The 17976-nt window shown below is 56.8% G+C and carries 15 protein-coding genes; 8 read left to right on the top strand and 7 right to left on the bottom strand.

All coding sequences use genetic code 11. From position 1 onward, the window contains the following. Positions 1-10 precede the first annotated feature (10 nt). From O9K67_RS12455 to O9K67_RS12435, 5 genes are read left to right on the top strand one after another with little or no spacing between them, the layout of a single operon-like run. Complete coding sequence (locus O9K67_RS12455) at positions 11-955, top strand: ABC transporter permease (protein WP_061495892.1); 945 nt, start codon at positions 11-13, stop codon at positions 953-955. Beyond that, positions 952-1803 (top strand): ABC transporter permease, encoded by an 852-nt coding sequence (locus O9K67_RS12450; RefSeq protein ID WP_061495894.1) that lies wholly within the window; start codon positions 952-954, stop codon positions 1801-1803. Before O9K67_RS12455 ends, O9K67_RS12450 begins: the two co-directional genes overlap by 4 nt. Then, on the top strand, positions 1800-3407 hold the full coding sequence (locus O9K67_RS12445; RefSeq protein WP_061495896.1) for a dipeptide ABC transporter ATP-binding protein: 1608 nt from the start codon (positions 1800-1802) through the stop codon (positions 3405-3407). The genes O9K67_RS12450 and O9K67_RS12445 overlap by 4 nt, the downstream gene beginning before the upstream one ends. After that, positions 3404-4393 carry a putative FMN-dependent luciferase-like monooxygenase gene (locus O9K67_RS12440; protein WP_061495898.1) on the top strand — a complete coding sequence of 330 codons (990 nt, stop codon included), beginning with the start codon at positions 3404-3406 and terminating at the stop codon, positions 4391-4393. The genes O9K67_RS12445 and O9K67_RS12440 overlap by 4 nt, the downstream gene beginning before the upstream one ends. 9 nt (positions 4394-4402) lie before the next feature. Then, a complete protein-coding gene (locus tag O9K67_RS12435; RefSeq protein WP_061495900.1) occupies positions 4403-5494 on the top strand; it encodes an alkylhydroperoxidase domain protein in 1092 nt (363 codons plus the stop codon). Between the two features lie 69 nt (positions 5495-5563). Here O9K67_RS12435 and araJ read toward each other — a convergent pair whose 3' ends face one another. Beyond that, entirely contained in the window at positions 5564-6733 is a 1170-nt protein-coding gene (araJ, locus tag O9K67_RS12430) for an MFS transporter AraJ (RefSeq protein WP_061495902.1), read from the bottom strand. Positions 6734-6958: 225 nt separating this feature from the next. Between araJ and O9K67_RS12425 the strand changes: the two genes are divergently transcribed. Further along, on the top strand, positions 6959-7411 hold the full coding sequence (locus O9K67_RS12425; RefSeq protein WP_061495904.1) for a GNAT family N-acetyltransferase: 453 nt from the start codon (positions 6959-6961) through the stop codon (positions 7409-7411). 39 nt (positions 7412-7450) lie between these two features. Here O9K67_RS12425 and fdnI read toward each other — a convergent pair whose 3' ends face one another. The 3 genes from fdnI to fdnG are packed head-to-tail and all read right to left on the bottom strand — an operon-like array spanning position 7451 to position 12041. Then, entirely contained in the window at positions 7451-8107 is a 657-nt protein-coding gene (fdnI, locus tag O9K67_RS12420) for a formate dehydrogenase-N subunit gamma (protein WP_061495905.1), read from the bottom strand. Continuing rightward, positions 8100-8984: a formate dehydrogenase subunit beta gene (fdxH, locus tag O9K67_RS12415; RefSeq protein WP_061495907.1), complete on the bottom strand. Its 885-nt coding sequence runs from the start codon at positions 8982-8984 to the stop codon at positions 8100-8102. The genes fdnI and fdxH overlap by 8 nt, the downstream gene beginning before the upstream one ends. Positions 8985-8993: 9 nt before the next feature. After that, positions 8994-12041, bottom strand: a complete 3048-nt coding sequence (gene fdnG / locus O9K67_RS12410) for a formate dehydrogenase-N subunit alpha (RefSeq protein WP_148654713.1) — start codon at positions 12039-12041, stop codon at positions 8994-8996. A 211-nt stretch (positions 12042-12252) separates the two neighbouring features. On the opposite strand from fdnG, the gene yddG reads away from it, so the two are divergent. Beyond that, entirely contained in the window at positions 12253-13137 is an 885-nt protein-coding gene (yddG, locus tag O9K67_RS12405) for an aromatic amino acid DMT transporter YddG (RefSeq protein ID WP_061495913.1), read from the top strand. A 36-nt stretch (positions 13138-13173) separates the two neighbouring features. Here the strand turns inward: yddG and O9K67_RS12400 are convergent, their stop codons facing one another. After that, entirely contained in the window at positions 13174-14667 is a 1494-nt protein-coding gene (locus tag O9K67_RS12400; RefSeq protein ID WP_061495915.1) for an MFS transporter, read from the bottom strand. A gap of 119 nt (positions 14668-14786) precedes the next feature. Here O9K67_RS12400 and O9K67_RS12395 point away from each other — a divergent pair, with 119 nt between their 5' ends. Continuing rightward, positions 14787-15362, top strand: coding sequence for a TetR family transcriptional regulator (locus O9K67_RS12395; RefSeq protein WP_061495917.1), 576 nt, complete (start codon positions 14787-14789; stop codon positions 15360-15362). On the opposite strand, the gene nhoA is transcribed toward O9K67_RS12395, so the two are convergent. Both nhoA and O9K67_RS12385 read right to left on the bottom strand, forming a co-directional pair. After that, positions 15359-16201 (bottom strand): N-hydroxyarylamine O-acetyltransferase, encoded by an 843-nt coding sequence (gene nhoA / locus O9K67_RS12390; RefSeq protein ID WP_061495919.1) that lies wholly within the window; start codon positions 16199-16201, stop codon positions 15359-15361. The genes O9K67_RS12395 and nhoA overlap by 4 nt on opposite strands. A 75-nt stretch (positions 16202-16276) precedes the next feature. Beyond that, the gene (locus tag O9K67_RS12385; protein WP_408612871.1) at positions 16277-17920 is read right to left on the bottom strand and encodes an ABC transporter permease; all 1644 of its coding nucleotides are present in this window, start codon (positions 17918-17920) and stop codon (positions 16277-16279) included. Between the last annotated feature and the right edge of the window lie 56 nt (positions 17921-17976).

Raw genomic sequence — 17976 nt, 5'->3', positions numbered from 1 at the left:
GGGGCGATCGATGAGCCACTATCTGTTGCGTCGTGCAGGGCTTGGGCTACTGGTACTGTGGGCAGCTTTTACGCTCTCCTTCGTACTGCTTCAGGTGCTGCCGGGCGACGCGGTACTGATTAAATTTCAAAATCCGGATCTGGGGCTCAGCCCGGCGCAAATCGAGGAGATGCGCCTTGCCTATGGCGCGGATAGCCCGCTGTGGCAGCAATATGTGCACACACTGTTCGCGATGTTGCGCGGCGATTTTGGCTATTCGGTCCAGGCTGGCGTAGCAGTGAGCGAACTGATTCGCAGTAATCTGCCCGAAACACTGAGCCTCGCCCTTCCCGCATTTGCGCTTGCCGTGGTGCTGGCCTTTGCCCTGGCATTTGCCTCGCGACTGCCGTTCCTGCGTGGCATAAGCAACGGGATTCAGGCGTTGCCAGTACTGTTTATCTCGCTGCCAACCTTCTGGCTCGGTATCGCGCTGATTCAGGTGTTCTCCTTCCAGTTGCGGTGGGTTCCGGTTATCAACCCGTCGCCGCTGCAAGGGGTGATTCTGCCGATTATCACGGTCGCTATTCCGATCTCCGCACCGCTGGCGCAGATCCTGATGCGCAGCCTCGACCAGGTTGCCGCGCAGCCGTTTGTGGCAGTAGCGCGGGCGAAAGGTTTAAGCGAAACCGGCGTACTGTGGCGGCATGTGACTGGTAACGCGTTACTGCCGGTGCTGAACGTTGCCGGTTTACTGTTGGGTGAGTTAATTGCGGGCGCGTTGATCACCGAAACGGTATTTGGTCGCGGCGGGCTGGGGCAACTGACCCAGCAGGCGGTGAATAACCAGGATATCGCAGTTTTACAGGCCGTGGTGATGATCTCTGCGCTTGGGTTTGTGCTGATTAACCTGCTTGTTGATCTCCTTATGCCGTGGTTTGACCCACGGCTGAAAACGGTGACCGGAGGTGCCTTATGAGTCTGGTTGACTACGCAGCTGCCGCCCGTAAGCGGGCAGAGGTATTTCCTGTATTTCGCTGGCAGCCCGGCTTATGGCTGGCCTGGCTAATAATAGTGCTGGCGGTGACGGCGGCGTTTTTTCCGGGGCTGTTCACGCATTACAGTCCCGTTGAAGGGATTGCCGGTGCACAACGGCTGGCACCCCAGGCCAACCACTGGCTGGGCACCGATCAACTTGGGCGCGATCTCTATACCCGGATTATTTTTGGTGCGTCGCACTCCCTTTCTGCTGCGTTGGCCGCCGTGGCAATGGGATTGTTGGCCGGCACCTCGCTGGGCGTCATGGCGGGGGCTGTTGGTGGGCGCACCGAGTCGCTACTGATGCGCCTGGTGGATGTGCTGCTCTCTATTCCGTCGCTGTTGTTGTCACTTACGGTGATCATTCTCCTGGGGTTCGGCACGGTGAATGCTGCGATTGCGGTTGGGGTGGCGTCGGTTGCCAGTTTTGCCCGTCTGGCGCGTGGGGAAGTGGTGCGTATTCGCCATACCGATTACGTTGAAGCCGCCAGAGGCAGTGGCGGTACATTCCTGGCTGTGCTGTGGCGGCATATTTTACCGAACTCGCTGACCGCAGTACTGGCCTTTGCCACGCTGCAATTCGGCCAGGCGATCCTCGCCCTCTCCACCCTCAGTTTCCTCGGCTACGGCACGCCGCCGCCCACCCCGGAATGGGGATTGCTGATCGCCGAAGGGCGTAACTATTTATCCACAGCCTGGTGGCTGACCACGTTCCCCGGCGTCGTGGTTATTTTGGTGGTGCTGGCGGCGAACCGCATCAGCCGCCAGCTTAGCGGAGGTCGTCCATGACGGTGCTTACCGTAGAAGATTTGACGCTCAGTTACCGTACCGGGCGTGAATGGCGAGAGGTGGTTCATCACGTCAGTTTTACGCTCAAGCGCGGCGAAATGCTGGCGTTTGTCGGGGAATCCGGCTCAGGAAAAACCACTACCGCGCAGGCGATTATGGGGCTGCTGGCCGACAATGCCCGTCGCGACAGTGGAACGATCCTGCTTAATGGTGAGGCGATAAGCCAGTGGTCAGCCAGGCGACTGGATAGTCTGCGCGGTGCTCGCATCAGCCTTGTTCCGCAGGATCCGGGCAATTCGCTTAACCCGGTTAAAACCATCGGCGCACAGGTGGGAGAAATCCTCACGCTGCACAGCAAAATCAGCGCCCGTGAACGTGATGAACAGGTGCTGGCATTGCTCACTAAAGTGGGGTTGAGCCACCCGGAACAGCGGATGAAACAGTTTCCGCATCAACTCTCCGGCGGCATGAAACAACGGGTGTTAATTGCTATCGCGATTGCGCTGCAACCGGACTTGATCATTGCCGATGAACCCACCAGCGCGCTCGATGTTACGGTGCAAAAAAGGATCCTCGATCTGCTGGACAGGCTGCGGCGCGAGTCCGGTACGGCGGTGCTGTTTGTGACGCACGATTTGGCACTGGCGGCTGAGCGAGCCGACCGTTTACTGGTCTTCAGGCACGGAGAAATTCAGGAACAAGGCGCAACGGCGGATATTATTCGCGCGCCGCAACAGGCGTATACCCGCCAGTTACTGAGCGATCTTCAGGGCCATGCGCTGACAATTGCGCCAGTATCCGGTCAGCCACTGGCGTTGGCGGCTATTCGTGTGCGGGAGATCAGCAAGCAGTTTTCACTGGGCAAAGGCCACGCGTTGCAGGCGCTCGACTGCGTCAGTTTCGATGTCCGTCGCGGCAGTACGCATGCGCTGGTGGGTGAGTCTGGATCCGGCAAAACAACACTGGCGCGTATTCTGCTGGGATTTGAACAGGCCGACAGCGGTAGCGTGATGATTGATGGCATTGATGCCACGCACCTGAGCCAGGAGGCCCGCCGCCAGTTACGCCGCAAAATTCAGTTTGTTTATCAGAACCCGTTTGCGTCGCTGGATCCGCGCCAGACGCTGTTCGACATCATTGAAGAGCCGCTGAAGAATTTCGAGCCCGTCGATAAGGCTGAGCGTAAACGCCGGGTGGAAACCGTGGCCCGGCGCGTTGCGTTGTCGCCGGAACTGTTAAGTCGCTATGCTCATGAACTCTCAGGTGGACAGCGGCAACGCGTTGCGATTGCCCGCGCCCTCATCCTCGACCCAGGCATTCTGGTGCTGGATGAAGCCACCTCGGCGCTTGATGTGACCGTACAGGCACAGATCCTTGCCCTGCTCCAGCAATTACAGCAGCAACTCGGGCTGACCTATCTGTTTATTACACATGACCTGGCGACGGTTCGCCGCATTGGGCACAGCGTGACAGTGCTACGCAATGGCCGTGTTGTCGAACACGGAACGGTAGAAAGTCTCTTCGCCGCGCCTCAGGACAACTACACCCGGGAATTGATTAATGCCATTCCCCATTTTTCACCTGCCACGGAGGAGTTCGCATGACGCGAAAACGCCTGGGATTTTTTACCCGTTTACTGGATGATGCGCCGCCTAAGGAGCGCTACCGACTGGCGACAGAGCAGATCCGCCATGCTGAGCGCCAGGGGTTTGACAGTGCGTGGATTGCGCAGCACCACTTTCATGAGCATGAAGGCGGTTTGCCTTCACCGTTGGTATTTCTGGCGCATGTCGCTGCGCATACGCAGAGCATCCGTTTAGGTACGGCGATCATCACCCTGCCGCTGGAAAACCCGTTGCGCGTGGCGGAAGATGCGGCCGTACTGGATTTGCTGGCCGGCGGGCGACTGGAAGTCGGTTTTGGCTCCGGCGGTACGCCGACCTCGTTTCTGCCGTTTGGCCTGACGATTGACCAGCGAGCAAGCGTGTTTGCTGAATATCTGCATCTGATCCAGAGTGCCTGGCGCGGTGATTCACTGACCCATCCCGATAATCATCTTTACCCACCGGCACCGCAACTGGCGGAGCGTGTATGGATCGCCACATTTTCGGTTGAGGGGGCAATCCGCGCCGGACAGGCGGGGCACGGATTAATGCTCTCCCGCACGCAGCCGCGACCGGCAGACGCTCTTTCACTGACACTGGATGCGCTGCAAAACCCGATGGTTGATGCCTACCTTGACGCCCTTCCGGCAGGTGTTGCGCCGCGCATTCTCGCCTCGCGCACTGCATTTGTTGCCGACAGCACGGAATATGCGCTGCAGGTGGCAACACCGGGGTTAACCCGCCAGGCGCAGCAGCACCGCGCGGCGGGTCATGAGGTTATTGGTGACAGTGTCACGGATTATATTCGCCAGTTCGATGCGCATATCGGCGATCCGTCAACGGTGGTTGCCTCCCTGAAAAACGACAGCATTCTGGCGCGCGCAACCGATATCTCCTTCCAGGTTCACTCTGTGAAACCGTCGCATCAGGACACATTGCGCTCTATCGAACTGATTGCCGGGCATGTCGCCCCACATATTTTATAAGGAGTCACGATGGCTTTACGTCAGGATATTCTGGCTGAACTGGCGGAGATCGCCCCCGGTTCCACACTGGCCAGCGCCCGCGATACCCGTGATGCCGCGACGCTTCACGCACAGGGTAGCTACGATGCCCTGTTTGGTGCGGAAAACGCCGACTTCCCGGCCGATGAGCGCTTTATTGTGGCGGCGAAAGTGGCGAAATGGCACAACGCCAACGATCTGGCGGCGCATTACGCCAGTTTTGGTCTGGCCGACCCCACATCCGCCCGACTTTCCCCGGCGCTGGATTTTGCCCGCTTGCTCACCTTCTCTCCGGTAAAAGCCACACCGGATGCACTGAAATCGCTGGCGAGCGCTGGCTGGAATAAACAGAGCATCGTCACGCTGGCGCAACTGATCGCGTTTGTCAGTTTTCAGAGCCGGTTGTTGGTGGGGTTACGGTTGCTGAATGGAAAACCGGTTGCTGCCAGCGAGAGCACGGTAGCCGCAGGTGTATGGCATACCGCACCGCGTACCCAGAGTGGCAAAGTCGCACCGGTGGCTTTTACCCAGCAAGAGCTGGGCTGGGAGCCGTGGATTGCAGCGAAACCGCTGGCGGAATTTACGCCGGACGAACAGGCAATTCTGGCAAAGTTCGGTCATACCGATTCGGACTATTTTCGCTTGTTAGGGCGTAACTTACCGGTGCTGGAACAGCGCACGTTAACGGATAAAGGCATTTTTTACACCCCAGGTGGTCTGCCGCGTGCAGAGCGTGAACTGGCCGCGACGGTCGCCAGCAAGATTAACGGTTGTATCTATTGTGCTTCTGTCCATGCGCGTAAAACCAGCCAATTGTCGAAGGATGACAATGCCGTAGAAGCGTTGCTGGCCGTACCGCCGGGGAAAACGTTAAGCGAGGGGCAATCGGCGCGCTGGGGTGCTGAAATTGAGAGTGCTGCGGCGTTATCGGTGACACCGCCGGCGTTAACGGCGGCCCATCTGGCGACACTGGATGCGCAGGGGCTGGATACCTTGCAACAGCTGGATCTGATCCAGTCGGCGGCGTTTTTTGCCTGGGCTAACCGCCTGATGCTGACGCTCGGAGAACCCTATTTGCCATAATGGGGGTCAGGGAGACCCGGCCTGCAAGGGTTTTCATCACCCGCGTTGCAGGCCGGAGAAGACGCGGGTTTACTCTGCCACCGGTTCCAACTGGCGCGCGGCTTTACGACGCCCGTACATCATCAAGGCCGCCATTGCGGCCAGTGACAACAGCGCAGCAGGGAGTGTGAGGTAGCTGTAGGTAAAGCCAAACGCAATGATCAGCCCGCCGAACCAGGCGCCAAGGGCATTGCCGAGGTTGAACGCCATCTGCCCGCCTGCTGCGCCGAGCATTTCACCGCCCTTCGCATTTTGCAGCAGCATAATTTGCAGCGGCGCGGAAACGGCAAACAACCCGGCGCAGCATACAAACCCCATTGCCAGCGACGCCTGCTTATGTTCACCCAGCACAAACAGCGCCAGCATTGCCAGCACCACAATCAGTTCGGTCACAACCGCAATGCGCAGCGGGCTGAATCTTACCGATAGTCTGCCGCTGAACATATTGCCCAGCACCATACCCAGCCCCATCAGCATCATGATCAACGTCACTGCGGTGGGGGAAAAGCCAGCGATAGTCACCATAAACGGTTTGACGTAGCTGAACCAGGCAAACACCCCGGCATTACCCAGCATAGTGGCGGCAAAAATCAGCCACGGTTCCGGTTTTCGCAAAAAATGAAACTGCTCACGCAGGTGGGTTGGCGCAGTATCGTGCAGGTCCGGCACCCAGAAAATCACCGAAACAATCACTGCTGCATCGAATAACACAATCAGCATAAATGTGTAACGCCAGCTAAATTCATGCCCCAACCAGGTGCCCAGCGGGATCCCCACCAGGTTGGCGACGGTCATGCCCGCGATCATCCCCGCCACCGCCATGGTCACTTTGCCCGGCGGCGCAATTTTGGAGAGGATTATCGCGCCGACGCCAAAAATCGCACCGTGGGGAAACCCGGAGATTAACCGGCCAATCAGTAACATCGTGTAGGAATTGGAAAAGGTGAAAATAGCATTACCAAGGACGCACAACGCGACCAGAAACAGCATCACCTTTTTGAGCGAAAAGCGGCTGGAGAACAGCGCCATAATCGGCGCGCCAATGACCACGCCCACGGCGTAACCGGAGATTAAGTACCCGGCAGAAGGAATAGAGATACCGACATCCCTGGCAAGTTCGGTGAGGACGCCCATGATGCCGAACTCCGCCATGCCTAAACCAAAGGTCGCAAGTGCCAACGAAAAAACCGTTTTTTTCATACTACGGACCACTTGTTAAAAGATTGCGACTCGCATTATTGACCATCCGCTCCGGGCAGACCAGTTGAAATGTCCCGACTGGCACATTAATCCATGGATTCGGTCGCTTTTGATCTGTCGGATATCGAATGGCGTGCGAACTGCAATAAACGTAACGGCAGACTGCCGCGCCGGCATAAACCAGGCTATGCTCAAAGAGTTCCCTCTTCCTGGAGCAGGAAAGCCATGCATACGCTTCGCGTTGAACGACTGTCATCCATTACCGATACGCTGGCAACCGATTTAACCCGGCTGCTGGCAGAGCTTTCCCCCCACGCACCAACGCTAAGCGTGGAAGACTTTCAACGCGTGTTTGCGTCTGACTCGGTGCATCTGTTTGTGGCCTGGGATGATGGCGTTCCCGCCGGTATGTTGACCTTAGTCTGTGCGACACTGCTCTCTGGCAAGAAATGCATGATCGAAGATGTGATTGTCGGCAGCGAATTCCGACGCCGTGGCATCGCGACTGCATTGCTGCGCTCCGCTCTCTCCTTTGCCTGCATTTATGCTGCGCGCTATATCGAACTGACCTCTCGTTCTGAGCGTGAAGAGGCCCACGCGCTGTACCATAAATTTGGTTTTTTTGAGCGGCAAACGCATGTATATCGCTTAACGTTGCTTAATAAACCCCTTCTCTAAGCAGTCTGCGCCAGACGAAGTGCTGGCGCAGTTTTTCAGTTAGTTAATGCCTTCCGTGCTCTCTTTTTTGGCTTCCATTCGCTCGACCTCACGGTACCAGCGCGGATGATGTTTTTGCGCCCAACGGCGGCTGACCTTACCTTCCACCATGCCTTTAATGGAGCCTTTCACCCAGAACGCCATATACATATGGATCAGGATGGCATGGATTAAAATAATGGCCGAGGTGGCGTGCAGTAGCAGACTGTAGCGGATCACCTGAATGGGAAAATAGTGCGCAAAGTAAGGTCGCCAGATGATGACGCCCGTGACCAGCAGCACGGTCATCATGCTCATGATGGTCCAGAACATCATCTTCTGCCCGGCGTTGTATTTCCCGACTTTCGCCACTTTGTGCTCATTGCCTTTTAACACCTCGACGATGTTTTTCAGCCACGGCAGATCCTGCTTGTCCGGGATGTTGTGATGAACAAAACGCACAAACATACACATCAGCGCCATGAACACCACCACTCCAAAGAACGGGTGCAGAATACGTCCCATCTGCGGTGTACCGAACGTTTCTGTCAGCCATTGCAGCGTCGGGAAGAAGAACGAAATCCCGGACAAGGCGACAAGGAAAAAGCAGATAACCACCGTCCAGTGACAGGCGCGGTCAATAAACTTTGTGCGCACAATCATTTTCGACTTACTCATGGGGGGACTCCTCGTCGTCATCCACTTCTTTGTTCGGCCCGATGCCGACGTAGTGATAAATCAGCCCGGCGAAGGTGGCGATAAAGCCGGCGGCAGAGAGCGGTTTTAACACCCCTTTCCACAGCCCGACCGCCGTATCGATATGCGGATCTTTCGGCAGATTGTGATAAAGCTGAGGCTGATCGGCATGATGCAGCACATACATCACATGCGTGCCGCCGACCCCCTGCGGGTTATACAGCCCTGCGTTGTCGTAACCCCGCGCTTTCAGCTTCTCAACCCGCTGTTGCCCCAACTCCAGCATCTCCTCTTTGGTGCCAAAATGAATGGCACCTGTCGGGCAGGTTTTCACACAGGCTGGCTCCTGACCCACACTGACGCGATCGACGCACAGCGTGCATTTATAGACCCGGTTATCCTCTTTATTGAGGCGCGGGACATTAAACGGACAGCCAGCGATGCAATAACCGCAACCGATGCAGTTCTCCTGCTGGAAGTCGACAATGCCATTCGCGTACTGAATGATCGCCCCGGCGGACGGGCATGCCTTCAGGCAGCCGGGATCCGCACAGTGCATACAACCGTCTTTGCGGATTAACCACTCCAGCTTGCCATTCTGTTCGGTTTCGCTAAAACGCATCACCGTCCAGGATTTGGCGCTGAGATCGGCGGGGTTATCGTAAACCCCGACGCAGTGCCCCACCTCATCGCGGATATCGTTCCACTCCGAGCAGGCCACCTGGCAGGCTTTGCAGCCTACGCAGGTGGAGACGTCGATCAGCTTGGCGATTTCCGCTTTGTGATCGCGCGCCCGTGGGGGCGGCGTCACCGGGTTGGTTGCGGAGCGTTTGATAATGTCCTGAGTTTCCATTGTCATACTCGCCCCTTACGCCTTCTCGATATTCACTAAAAACGCCTTATATTCCGGTGTTTGCGAGTTCGCATCACCGACGTTTGGCGTCAGGGTGTTGGCGATATACCCCTTCTGCGCCACGCCTTCAAAGCCCCAGTGCAGCGGGATGCCGATAGTTTCCACAGGCTGACCGTGAACCTGCAACGTACGCAGACGCCGCGTGACGACTGCCACCGCGCGGATAAACCCACGCTGGCTGCTCACCGTTACCCGATCGCCATTAGCAATGCCTTTTGCCGCTGCCAACGTTTCGCTGATTTCAACGAACTGCTGCGGTTGGGCGATGGCGTTCAGACGCGCATGTTTGGTCCAGGTATGGAAGTGTTCGGTCAGGCGATAGGTGGTGCCGACATACGGGAAGCGATCTTTTTTCCCCATTCGTTTCGCATCTTCCGCGTACAACCGAACTACCGGGCTGGAGACCACGTTCGGGTGTAACGGGTTCGTGCCAATCGGGGTTTCGACCGGTTCGTAGTGTTCCGGGAAGGGCCCTTCCGCCAGCTTATCAAGCGCAAACAGGCGGCCCAACCCTTCCTGCTGCATGATAAACGGCCCGGTATTGCTGCCTGGCGGCGCGGTAGAAAAGTCCGGAATATCGTTACCGTGCCATTTCGTGCCGCTCCACTGGATCAACATCCGTTTCGCATCCCAGGGTTTCCCTTGCGGATCGGCGGAGGCGCGGTTGTACAGCACACGGCGGTTCATTGGCCATGCCCACGCCCAGCCCAGCGTATTGCCCAGCCCCGACGGATCGGCGTTATCGCGATTCGCCATCTGATTGCCCTGTTCAGTCCAGCTACCGCTGTAGATCCAGCAGGACGAAGACGTAGTGCCATCATCGCGCAGCAGTGCGAAACTGTTCAGCAGTTGCCCTTTTTTCGCCAGCAACTGACCGTTGGGATCGTACAGATCCGCCAGCGCATAGCCGTTGTTCTCTTTCGCCACCTCTTCCGAGTGTGGATTGTGGGGCTGGCTGTAGTTCCATGACATTTTCAGCAGCGGTTCCGCACCTTTTCCGCCTTCCATACGGTACATATCACGCAGGCGGTGGAAAATCCCGGCCAGAATTTCACCGTCATTCAATGCTTCTCCCGGCGCATCCTGACCTTTCCAGTGCCACTGCAACCAGCGTCCGGAGTTAGCAATAGAGCCATCCTCTTCGGCAAAACAGGTCGACGGCAAACGGAACACTTCCGTGGCAATCGTCGCCGGATCGACATCGTTCATCTCACCGTGGTTCTGCCAGAAGGTGGAGGTTTCCGTCACCAGCGGGTCGATCACCACCATATATTTGAGCTTGCTCAGGGTGCTGACGACGTTGTTTTTGTCCGGGAACGAGGCTACCGGGTTAAAGCCCTGGCAGATGTAGCCGGTGACTTCCCCCTTCGCCATCATGTGGAAATACTTGATGACGTCGTAAGACTGATCCCACTTCGGCAACCAGTCGAAGCCCCAGTTATTCTCTTTCTGCGCGGCATCGCCGTAGAACGACTTCATCAGACTGACAAAGAATTTCGGGTAGTTGCTCCAGTAGTTCACCTGATCCGGCAGCATCGCTTTCGGCGTATTCGCGCTCAGGTATTGCTGCAAATCCGTCTGTTTTTCCGACGGCAGCGTCAGGTAACCTGGCAGGCTGGTCGACAGCAGACCGAGGTCCGTTAACCCCTGAATATTGGAGTGCCCGCGCAATGCATTCACCCCGCCGCCAGCCATACCCATATTGCCCAGCAGTAACTGGATCATCGCCATGGTGCGGATGTTCTGCGCGCCAACGGTGTGTTGCGTCCAGCCTAAGGCATAGAGGAAGGTGGTGGTGCGATCGGCTGCGCTGGTTGAGGCCAGCACGTTACACACTTTCAGGAAGTCCGCTTGCGGCGTGCCGCAAATGTTCTCGACGGTTTCCGGGGTATAGCGTGAGACATGCTGTTTCAGCAGGTTCCACACACAGCGCGGGTGGCTGAGGGTGTCATCGCGTTTGGCGTAGCCGTTTTCATCAAACTGATAGTTCCATGATGACTTGTCATACTGGCGTTTCTGCGCGTCGTAACCGCTGAATAAACCCTCTTCAAAGGCAAAATCATCCCGCACCAGCAGGCTGGCGTTGGTGTAATGTTTGACGTATTCGGCGTTAATCTTGTTATGTTCGATCAGGTAGCGCAGTACACCGGAGAGGAAGGTGATATCCGTCCCGGAGCGGATTGGCGCGTAAATATCAGCCACCGATGCAGTACGCGTAAAGCGCGGATCGACCACAATCAGCGTGGCATCATTGTTATTTTTGGCTTCCATTGCCCAGCGGAAACCGACCGGGTGGGCTTCAGCGGCGTTACCGCCCATCACCATCACCACGTTGGCATTTTTGATATCAACCCAGTGGTTGGTCATCGCACCGCGACCAAATGTTGGAGCAAGACTTGCTACCGTTGGTCCGTGTCAGACACGCGCCTGGTTATCTACCGCCAGCATGCCGAGGGCGCGCACAAATTTTTGTGTCAGCATACCGGTTTCATTGCTTGCCGCTGATGCGCAAAGCATACCCGTAGAGAGCCAGCGATTGACTGTCACCCCTGTGGCGTTGGTTTCCATAAAATGCGCATCGCGGTCGTCTTTCATCAGACGGGCAATACGGCTGAAGGCGTCATCCCAGGAGATGCGCTGCCATTTATTCGAGCCGGGTGCGCGGTATTCCGGGTAACGCAGGCGGTTTTCGCTGTGTACGTAATCCAGCAAGCCAGCGCCTTTCGGGCACAATGCGCCCCGGCTGACCGGATGATCGGCATCCCCTTCAATGTGGTAAATGGTCTCTTTGGCGTTTTTTGCGCCATCTCCCAGGCTATACATGACGAGCCCACAACCCACGGAGCAGTATGTGCAGGAATTTCGGGTCTCTTTTGCGCGAAGCAATTTATAATTTCGCGTTTGAGCCAGCGCCATTTTCGGGGCAAACCCCAATGCGGCAACTGTGGTTCCTGCCATACCGCCCGCGCAGATGCGGAAAAATTGTCTGCGGCTGACGTCCATTGCTTTCCTCATTATTGGTTTTCGACTTCGGGCGGGAAACTAAACATTCCATACGGTGTGGTAATTGCGATAAATCAATAACCGCCGGGGGCTGATACCTAATAGTCGCCGCTGTGGGGTTTTTCTTATCCTTAAGGATTACGTCATTCGCCCGGCAACAAGTAACTGTGTTATAAGGTGAGGTTTTGTTACGGACAATATAAGTGCAGCGATGACGAAAAAACGCGCAACGCTAATTGGTTTACTGGCGGTATTATTATGGAGCACGATGGTCGGGTTTATTCGGGCAGTCAGCGAAGGACTCGGCCCGGTGGGCGGCGCGGCCATGATCTACAGCATCAGTGGCTTGTTGTTAATCTTTACGGTGGGTTTTCCCCGCCTGCGCGCAATTCCCCGCCATTATCTTATTGCCGGTAGCGTTCTATTTGTCAGCTATGAGTTGTGCCTGGCACTCTCGCTGGGGTATGCGAATACGCGCCAGCAGGCGATAGAAGTGGGGATGGTGAATTATTTATGGCCGAGCCTGACGATTCTCTGCGCGATATTATTTAACGGGCAAAAATCCACGCTGTGGGTTGTCCCCGGTTTATTACTGGCATTAGTGGGTGTGTGCTGGGTATTAGGCGGTAATAACGGTCTGAATATTGCCGATATCCAACGCAATATTATTTCCAACCCGCTCAGTTACGCGCTGGCTTTCGCCGGGGCATTTATTTGGGCAATTTACTGTACGGTAACCACCAAATACGCCAAAGGGGCGAATGGCATTACGCTGTTTGTTTTACTGACGGCGGCAACCCTGTGGGTAAAATTTGCCCTCACGCCGCAACCCACCATGCTCTTCACACTGCCGGTGGTGGTGAAATTAGTGATGACCGGTATCGCGCTCGGTTTTGGTTATGCGTCGTGGAATATTGGCATATTGCACGGCAACGTGACTGTACTGGCGGCGGCGTCGTATTTTACGCCAGTGTTCTCTTCGGCGCTGGCGGCGTTTGTTTTAAGCGCCCCGCTCTCCTTCTCATTCTGGCAAGGCGCGTTGATGGTGTGCGCCGGGTCGTTGCTCTGTTGGTGGTCGACCCGGCAGGTGGCTTAACCCGGCGTCTGCGGGCGCAGGTGAAGCCGTGCGTCCTTATCGTGACGGCTGTTCCGCTTTTGCCAGACTGAACCAGATCCCCACCGCCAGCACGATCAACAACACACCTGCTGTACTCAGCGCCACACTGTGAGAACTGATAAACGCCGTTTTTGCGGCAGCGATAATCTCCTGCGCCAGACCCGTATTGCTCTCCTGCGCCAGGCGGAACGCCTCACCAATCGAGGAGGACGCCTGTGCCACTTCGTGACTGCTCAACCCCGACGGCAACTGGATAGAATGGGCAAAGCTGCGGCTTAAAATCAGGCCAAACACCGCAATCCCGAGCCCGGCCCCCAGTTCGTAGGACATGGTTTCAATCGCGCCCGCCGCCGCCGCTTTCTCTTTTGGCGCTGCGGCCATGATAGCCGAGGTTGACGCCAGTAATGCGCTGGCGGCGCTGAATCCCAGCAACGCCATTAATATTCCGGCCTGCCATGGCTGCGTGGAGAAATGGGTGACCGACAAGCCAAGAAAACTGCATGCGCTTAACGCCATTCCACCCGTCGCGACCCGTCGTAAACCCAGGCTGGACACCAGAAAGCCTGCAATTGGCCCGCTAAACCCACTGGCCAGCATCACCGGCAGCATAAACACCCCGGCAGCAAACGGCGTAAAGCCGTGCACAAATTGCAGTTCCTGTGCCATCAACAGCTCAAAACCGACCAGTGTGATCATCGCCGTCATCGCCATCACAACGCCGCTTAAAATCACCGGGTGGGTAAACAGACGCATATCGATCATCGGTGTTTTTGCCGCTAACTGCAGACGGACAAACGTCGCCAGCAACAGGCCACCGACCAGCAACGTGCTGGCGATAATCCACAGCGGCAATGCCCCTTTCATGGCGCTTTTGGCGCTCCAGACCAGCAGCAGGATTGCCACAATCAGCCCCAGCGCCTGGTTCAGGTTTAACGGCTGTTCTTTACGCCCCTGCTGGCGTGGTACCAGGCGGGCAGTCAGCGCCATCACCATAAGCACGATCGGCACGTTAATCAGGAATACGGAACCCCAATAAAAATGCTCCAGCAGCATGCCCCCGACTAAAGGACCGAATGCGGCTCCGCCGGAACCTACCGCCGCCCACACACCCAGCGCAGTATTACGGTGACGCGCCTGCGAGAACGTCGTGCGGATACCGGCAAGCGTTGCCGGTACGATCATCGCCGCGCCTATTGCCAGCAGTGAGCGTGTGGCGATAAGCCAGCTGGCGCTGGTTGCGAAAGCCGCCAGCAACGAAGCCGTACCGAACAGGCCGCTACCCATCAGCAGCAGGCGTTTAAAACCGATTCTGTCACCCAGTGCGCCCATTGGCAGCACCATGCCCGCCATCACCAGCGAGTAAATATCAATTATCCATAACAGTTCATTACCGCTGGCGTTCAGTGCGCTGCTGAGCGTCGGCGCAGCGACGTGCAATACCGTCGCATCGATGGCGACCGGGATGTACACCAACACGATAATGACCAACGTTAACCACTGACGAAACATACAACACTCCACGTTTTATCAATCCTGGACAGGCGTCCAGAATGGCGATCCTACGTAAAGTTGAACGCATGTCCAGCTTTTTGTTACACTCGGTTTCGTCTCTGTTGAGGGGAGTTTTTATGCGTTACTTACACCGTGATGATCGCCGGGAGGTGATCTTACAGGCCGCCATGCGTGTGGCGCTGGCGGATGGGTTCGCCGCCATGACGGTACGGCGTATCGCCCAGGAAGCTGCTGTGGCGACGGGCCAGGTTCATCACCATTTCGCCTCGTCGAATGAACTTAAAGCGCAGGCGTTTATCCGGCTGATCGACGCATTGCTCAATGTGGAAGTGGTCCCTGCGACTGCACCGTGGCGCGATCAATTGCATTCCATGCTCGGCAGCGATGACGGTGGGCTGGAGCCTTACGTGCGACTGTGGCGTGAAGCGCTGGTGCTGGCCGGTAAAGAGCCGGAAATTAAAGGCGCATATCTGCTGACCATGGAAATGTGGTGTGACAAAGTCGTGGAACTGATCGACAAAGGCCGTGCCGCAGGCGAGTTTACCGGCGGCGATGCGGCGCACGATATCGCATGGCGGCTCATTGCCTTTGTCTGTGGGATGGATGGCATTTGTATGCTGGGGATGCCAGATGTCGATGAAGCAGCCTTCAATCGCCATCTGGCGGTTATGATCACAAAAGAACTGTGCTAAGCCTGTACACCGTGCAGTTCGAAACGCGACATCACCGTCTCCAGTTCTTGCAGACTAAAACCATGCTGCGCGTCATTCACTCCCAGACCAAAACGGGTTTGCAGGGTTTCATACAGTGCAGCCACGTCGGCCAGCACCTTTTCTTCCTGCACCTGCCCCTGCCGCCAGTGGGTAAAGTGGAAGTTGGTGAGCGTCAGTTTCTCCCCGTCCGGCAAATGGCGGCACATCAGCAGATGATGGCGAAAATGCGACGCCGGCCAGTGGGCGGAGTGAAAATTACCCATCACAAAATCCGCCTGATATTGCTGCCCCATTTCAAACTGATACATCGACTGCCAGCGTTGATGGTGACGGAACTGCAACACCCAGTCGTCTCCGGCGCGCTGTAAACGGTACACGCCATGCGGAGTGATCTGCTCAATATCAGCTTGCAGCCTGATCGGCGCGGTCAGAGTTTGACCGCCAAAGCCCACATCGGCGATCCACGGCTCTCCCGCAAGTTGAACCAACAAAATGCGGTGGGTGCGCGGCGGCATCTGCGACGGGTTGGCGATCACCACCCTCCCCAGCAAACTGCGCACCTCGAAGCCCACCTCGTTCAGCGCGCGTTCAAATAATCCATTTTGTTCAAAACAGTAGCCGCCACGGCGGGCCACCACCAGTTTTTGGAAGACAGCCTCATCGCTGAGTTCGATTTCACGCGGTAGGACCACATCAAGGTTTTCAAAGGGAATCGCGCTGTTGTGATGCAGATGCAGCGCCCGCAGTGTCTCCAGCGACACATCCAGAGAAGCGTTCCAGCCAATACGGGCCAGATAAGCGGTCAAAAAAGGGGTCATACAGGCTCCTTGCGAAAGATGTCCCTTTGTTATAACGCATTTTTTTCCCTGTACCGGCGATTTTGTGCCCTGCATTTATCGCTTTGTGCTGCGTTGCAACAGGCTCAGCGCCGTGAGCATTAACAGCAATCCGGCGATCAACGTCAGTGTCGCCATGGCCATCCCCTGACCCACCGATCCCTGCTCAAACTGCCGCCAGATAAACACGGCGACCGTTTGTGTTCCGGCGGGGGCCAGCAACAGTGAGGTGACCAGTTCGCGAGAGGCAATGGCGAACACCATTAACATGGCTGCCAGCATGGCCGGAAAGATCAATGGGAGCACAATCAGACGCAGTGCCTGAAAGGCGCTGGCACCGTGTACCCGCGCGGCGGGCTCAAGATTGCCGCCAAGTTGACGCATAGCGCTACTGATATAGCGCACCGGCCAGGGCAGCAGCAGGCAGCAATAGGAGAGCAGCAAAATCGCCCACGTGTTGTAAGGCGAAACCGGCCAGAATGCACGGTTCCACATCAGGATTAACCCCACCCCGACCACAACCCCTGGCAACGCCGCAGGCATCAGCGAAAGCGCATCGATGATGGCGCGCCCTTTTACCTTCTGTAATACCACCAGCCAGGCAATGCACAACCCCAGAAAACCGGTGAGCAGCGCCGCCGCCAGCGCCAGCGACAGACTGGTGCCAAGCGCCCAAAGTGCATCGCCCCGTTCAGCAAACAGCGCGGCAAAATGTTTCATCGTCAAATTAGCGAGCGACACGCCGCCCGAGAGTGTTGAACTGAATGCGGTAATGGCCATCGACAATCCAGGCAACACCACTGCAATAAAACCGACCAGCGCCATGAGAATGACAACCGGTATGCTTGCCAGACCGAGCCGTGCGCCCACGTTTTCAGTGGGTTTACCCGAGACGCTGGTAACGTCGCTGCTGCCGGTGAGTTTGCGTTGCAGCCACCATCCGCCCAGGGCAATGGCGATCAGTACAACGGAAAGCAGCGCGGCGCCTGGCATGTCGATGGGCCAGTCGGCCAGCTTCTCTTCAATTCCCACTGTCAGCATCACCACGCCGGCACGTGTCCCCAGCGCGGCGGGAACGCCGTACTCCTCTACTGCAAGGGTAAACGCCAGCAGCATCCCGGCAGCCAGTGCGGGAGACAAGAGTGGCAATGTGATATGGCAAAACGCCCGCCAGGACGTCGCACCGTGGACACGCGCCACTTGTGCCAGGCGTTGCCCGCTGGCGAGCAGGCTGCGTGATACAGCGAAATAGACCACCGGGAAAATATTCAGCGTCATTACCAGCACAATCCCGCTTTTGCTGAACAGCAGATTATTCAGGTCGAGACCGGTAAGCTGCATCAGATACCCCTGCGTTTGCAGGATCAGCATCCATGACAAGGCGGCAATATAGGGCGGCGTGAGGAACGGGATTAAAAACAGCAGATCCCATAATTTTGGCCACGGCACATCGAATAACCCCCGCACGATGCCGAGCGGCAGGCCAATCAACATGCTGAGTAGCGCAACACCGGTGGCAATACGCAGCGTACCGCTGAACATGGCGGGCAGTTGCGGTTCTGCCAGCAGCGCAGGCACCCCGGCGAACGCATCGTTGAATGTCCCGGCGCTGAAATGGGGGAAAACAGCCTGCAACACAATAAACAGTAACGGTAGCGCCACCAACAGCGCCAGCAGCGCTATCGTCACTCGCGCAATCATCTTCTGGTTCACAGCGGCAATCCTGAAAGCGGGGTTACCCCCGCTGAAATGAGAAT

The organism is Kosakonia oryzendophytica, from assembly GCF_027886705.1.
GTDB classification, from domain to species: Bacteria; Pseudomonadota; Gammaproteobacteria; order Enterobacterales; family Enterobacteriaceae; genus Kosakonia; species Kosakonia oryzendophytica.
This window is presented reverse-complemented; position numbering and strand designations above follow the sequence as displayed.